Source organism: Streptomyces durocortorensis, assembly GCF_016901035.1.
Classification (GTDB): Bacteria; Actinomycetota; Actinomycetes; order Streptomycetales; family Streptomycetaceae; genus Streptomyces; species Streptomyces durocortorensis.
This window is the reverse complement of record NZ_JAFEUF010000236.1, coordinates 5774-10312: the sequence shown is the minus strand read 5'-3', so window position 1 is coordinate 10312 and position 4539 is coordinate 5774. Positions and strand designations below refer to the sequence as shown.

The window sequence follows — 4539 nt, the reverse complement described above, 5'->3', positions numbered from 1 at the left end:
GGGCGGCGGCGAAGCCGGCCCCTGGGGGGGGCAGGGCCGCGTCGCTCCTTTCAGCCGGCGGTCCGGTGGCGGGTGGTGAGATCCTCCAGGACGGGGACGATCTCGTTGGGTGAGGGCGCGGCGAGTACGTCCTTGCGGAGTGCGGCGGCTCCCTCGCGGAACGCCGGGTCCTCCAGCAGCCGCACGAGGCTGTCGCGGACCCGCTCGGGGGTGAGCTGGTCGACGGGCAACGAGAGGCCCGCGCCGGACTGTTCCAGGAGGTCGCCGCGGACCAAGGTGTCCCAGAGGCCCGGCAGGATCATCTGGGGGACGCCGTAGTAGGCGGCGGTGGACTGTACGCCCGCGCCGCCGATGTGGATGACGGCCGAGCAGGTGGGCAGCAGGGCGTGCATGGGCACGAAGTCCACGACGGTGGCGTTCTCCGGTGCCTGGTCCACCGACTCCCCGGGGCCCGGCCGCAGTGTGGCGATCAGGTCGATGTCCAGCCCGGTGAACGCCTGCAGGGCGCTGATGCCGAACATGTCGAATCCGAAGTAGCTGCGGACCGAGATGCCGGCGGTCACGGCGACGCGGGGTCTGGCGGGCTCGGCAGCCAGCCACGGGGCGAGCTCGGCCGGCCCGTTGTAGGGCACATACCGGACGCTGACGACGTGCAGGCCGTTGTCGATCCGGTGGCTGGGCGGGTTGGGGTCGATCGTCCACTGCCCGTTGGCCACGGTCTCGTCGTACGTGGCGCCGTGCCGGGCGAGGGACTCGGTGAGCCACTCCCGCAGCGGATCCACCCGCTGGTCCTCGGGGCGCTCGGCGAGCCGGGCCAGGAAGTCGTTGCGGGAGCGGGTGACGACGTCGGCTCCCCACAGCATGCGGGCGTGTGCGGCGCCGGTGACCCGGGCGGCGACGGCGCCGGCCCAGGAGAACTGCTCCCACACGATCAGATCGGGCTGCCACGACCGGGAGTACTCGACCAGTGCGTCGAGGAACTCGTCGTTGTTGATGGTGCGGAAGTACCGGGAGGTCGTCTCGTCGAAGAACCGCAGGAGTTCGTCGTGCCCCAGGTCCGCGGAACGTGTCACGGCCTCGGCGACCCGGGCCGGCCAGCCTTCGTCCTGGTTGGCCTCCATGACCTGCTTCCACCGGTGGTCGGACCCCAGCGGGACAGCCGTGAGCCCCGCCTCGGTGACGGCCTGCGCCATGTCCGGCTGGGTGGCGGTGCGGACCTCGTGGCCTGCTGTGCGCAGCGCCCAGGCCAGCGGCACCATGCTGAAAAAGTGCGTCTTCTCCGCATGCGCGACGAAGAGTATGCGCATTGTCGTCCTCCAGGCGGGCCCGCCGACGGAAACGGTCCGGACTCGTTTCTTATGCTCGGTTCACGCTGAGAACCTAGGGACTGCCGTGAACGGGGAACAACCCCTACCTCCCCTACAACCTGACCGGCGCCACCCCAGTGTCCGGTTCCGCCGGCGCCGTGTCCGCCCGGCCGTGGCTTCCTGACCGCCCGTCGGCCGGACCGCCCCGAAGCTACTTTCGGGTAGGAAATGGGGTGGTGTTTTCTCCATTCCGTGGAAGCCTCCGGTCCGCACCCGGCATTCCGGCCTATTCGGCCCGGCGTTCACCTCGATTCCTCCGAAGGGATGCCGGCCGGTCCGTGAACGGCCGGCTGCCCGGCATGTTGTGAAACCGCCCTGCCCCCGGGGGTGCCGGCCGGGAAGTCCTGCCCGGTCGCGGGGTCTCGTTCACGTTCTTCGGCGGGTGGGCGGCCCGGTGCCCCGCACCCGCGGGGGGGGCAGGCGGTCGCGTTCCCCGGTGTGCGGGCGCATCAGTTTTTTCGGCTCCGTGTAGGGGCTGCGCCCTTTCGATATAGGGGTGATCAGGAAGGGGACGGAGAGGTGGCCGGACGTATGCTTCTTGCATTCTTTTGCCGCGGGGGCGCTGCTGTTCCGGTGTCCCGGCCTGTGTTTGGTGTGAGGCCGGGTGACGGAACTCGACGCCGTTGGTCTCTTCATCATTCGTGCTCATGCCGAAGCGTTCCGGCCGACCGGTAATCCGGGGCGGAAGCGATACCCGATCGCCGGTGAGGGGGGATTTTGTCGTCGCGAGGTGAGGTACGGCCAGTCTTTTCACCAGTGCCCCCATCGCCCGTCACGGGCTTTTCCCGGCAACCGGCGTCGCTGACGCGGCCGGTACGTGTGCGTGCGCAGGGCCCGGCCCGGTCCGGTCCCGGGTTGCCCGGCGAGGGCGCCGTCCTCTCCCCCACCGCGCCCGATGCGCCGCCGACGGCAGACTCTCCCCCTCCCCCGCCCGCCGGCCTCTCCCCTCGCCCGGTCGCTCCCGCCGGTGCGGGTGCGGGTCGTGCGGGCCGCGTCCGGGCATCCGTGCGTCACCGCGAGGGCGGCCGTGGTCCTGCCGTGCGTTCTTCGGTCCGGGCCCCTCGGGCCGTGGCGCCGCACGGCCGGGGCGGCAGGACAACCTCAAGCGGCTCCGGCACGTCCGGCGGCTTTCCGGCACCAGGACAACAAGGAGACCTGACCCATGGCCACTGTTCTCGACGGCGTCCGCCCGGACGGCGGGACACCGACCCTGACCGGACTGCTGCGCCTGCGCGGTGAGCGGCAGCCCGACGACACCGCCTACGTCTTCCTCCACAACGGCGAGGACCCCCGGGAGTCCCTCACCTACGGCGAGCTCGCCGGCGCGGTGGATGTCCGGGCCCGGTGGTTCGCCGCCCGGGGCATGAGCGGGCAGAGCGCCGTGCTCATGTATCCGCCGGGGCTGGAGTTCATCGCCACGCTCCTGGGGTGCATGGGGTCCGGGGTGGCCGCGGCGCCCGTCCAGACGCCGCGCCACCTCAAGGACGTGGAGCGCATCCGCCGCATCGCGCGGGACTCCGGAGCAACGGCCGTGCTCACCGAGACCTCGCTCAGAAGCGAGCTGGAGGACCTGTTCGGGGACCTGGAGGACCTGCTGGGCCTCACGGTCCTGGACACGGCCGAACCCCCCGCGGCGCAGAGCGGCGTGCCGGGGCCGGGGGGGCCGGTTCCCGCCCCCGGCCCGGACGACGTGGCCCTGCTCCAGTACACCTCGGGCTCCACCGGCGACCCCAAGGGTGTCGTCGTCACCCACGCCAACTTCCTCGCCAACGTCGCCGAGACGGATGCCCTGTGGCCGTGCGCGCCCGATGGCACCGTGGTCAGCTGGCTGCCTCACTTCCACGACATGGGCATGCTGTTCGGGGTCGTCATGCCGCTGTGGGCCGGTATCCCCTCGTACCTGATGGCACCCGCCGCCTTCATCCGCCGGCCCGCCCGCTGGCTGGAGGCGATCGCCCGGTTCCGGGCCACCCACTCCGCGGCGCCCAGCTTCGCGTACGAGATGTGCGCGCGGGCGGCGGCGGAGGGGAAGGCCGGCGCGGTCGGTGACCTCTCCTCGTGGCGGGTGGCGGCCAACGGCGCCGAACCCGTGCGCTGGCGTGCGATCAGGGACTTCACCGAGGCGTTCGCGCCGCACGGCTTCCGGCCCGAAGCCATGTGCCCGGGATACGGGCTCGCCGAGAACACCCTGAAGGTCACCGGCAGCGGCCAGGACCGCGAACCGACGGCCGTGTGGCTGTCCTCGGCGGCGCTGGGGGAAGGCCGCGTGGAGATCGTCGATGCGCGGACACCCGGCGCCGTCCCGGTCACCAGCAGCGGCCGCACCGTCGCGGGCACCGAGGTGCGGATCGTGGATCCCGGCACGTCACGCGGCTGTCCGCCGGACGTCATCGGCGAGATCTGGGTCAGCGGACCGTGCGTGGCGGCGGAGTACTGGGGACGTCCGGAAGCGAGCGCGGAGACCTTCGGCGCACGGATGAGGGACGCCGACGGGCGCCCCGGGGACGGACGGACCTACCTGCGCACCGGGGACCTGGGCTTCCTGCACGCCGGTGAACTGCATGTCGCCGGCCGCTTCAAGGACCTGATCATCCACCAGGGCCGCAACTACTACCCCCAGGACATCGAACTGTCCGCGGAGAGATCCGCGGACGGCCTGCACCCCAACTGCGCTGTCGCGTTCGCCGTCGACCGCGACGGGAAGGAACGCCTGGTGGTCGTCGTCGAGGCCGACGGCCGGACGGTGCGCGCCCACGGCACAAAGAGCCTGCGTGAACGGGTCGTCCGCGCCGTCCACGACCACCACCGCCTGACGGCCGACACCGTCCTGCTCGTCCGCAGGGGCGCGATACCGAAGACCTCCAGCGGCAAAGTGCAACGCCGCGCCTGCCGCACCCTGTACGAGGAGGGCGAGCTGACCGACCTCGCAGCCCTGCCGGCGGGCCGGTGACGAGCGGGCGGCCCGCGTGCGCCGGCTGAGGCCCCCAGGGGTGCGGCCGGGACGCGGCTGCCGGACGGGGAACGCACCTCCGGCAGCGGGGTGAGGAGCCGGGGGGGGGCCCCCGGGGCCCCCCCCCCCCCCCCCGCGCCGCCCCCGCCCGCGGGGGGGGGGGCCGCCGCCCCCCCCCCGCCCCGCCGGCGCCCCGCGCCGGGGCGCGCGCCGCGCCCGCGG

The 4539-nt window shown here is 72.9% G+C and carries 2 protein-coding genes; one reads left to right on the top strand and one right to left on the bottom strand.

Annotated elements, in window-relative coordinates:
- Positions 1 to 50 precede the first annotated feature (50 nt).
- Entirely contained in the window at positions 51 to 1307 is a 1257-nt protein-coding gene (locus JS521_RS29475) for an activator-dependent family glycosyltransferase (protein WP_205085991.1), read from the bottom strand.
- Between the two features lie 1222 nt (positions 1308 to 2529).
- Here JS521_RS29475 and JS521_RS29470 point away from each other — a divergent pair.
- On the top strand, positions 2530 to 4317 hold the full coding sequence (locus JS521_RS29470; RefSeq protein ID WP_205085990.1) for a fatty acyl-AMP ligase: 1788 nt from the start codon (positions 2530 to 2532) through the stop codon (positions 4315 to 4317).
- Positions 4318 to 4539: the final 222 nt, after the last annotated feature.

Coding starts and splice junctions, on each gene's coding strand:
- JS521_RS29470 (WP_205085990.1), top strand. CDS start 2,530: ATGGCCACTGTTCTCGACGGCGTCCGCCCGGACGGCGGGACACCGACC.
- JS521_RS29475 (WP_205085991.1), bottom strand. CDS start 1,307: ATGCGCATACTCTTCGTCGCGCATGCGGAGAAGACGCACTTTTTCAGC.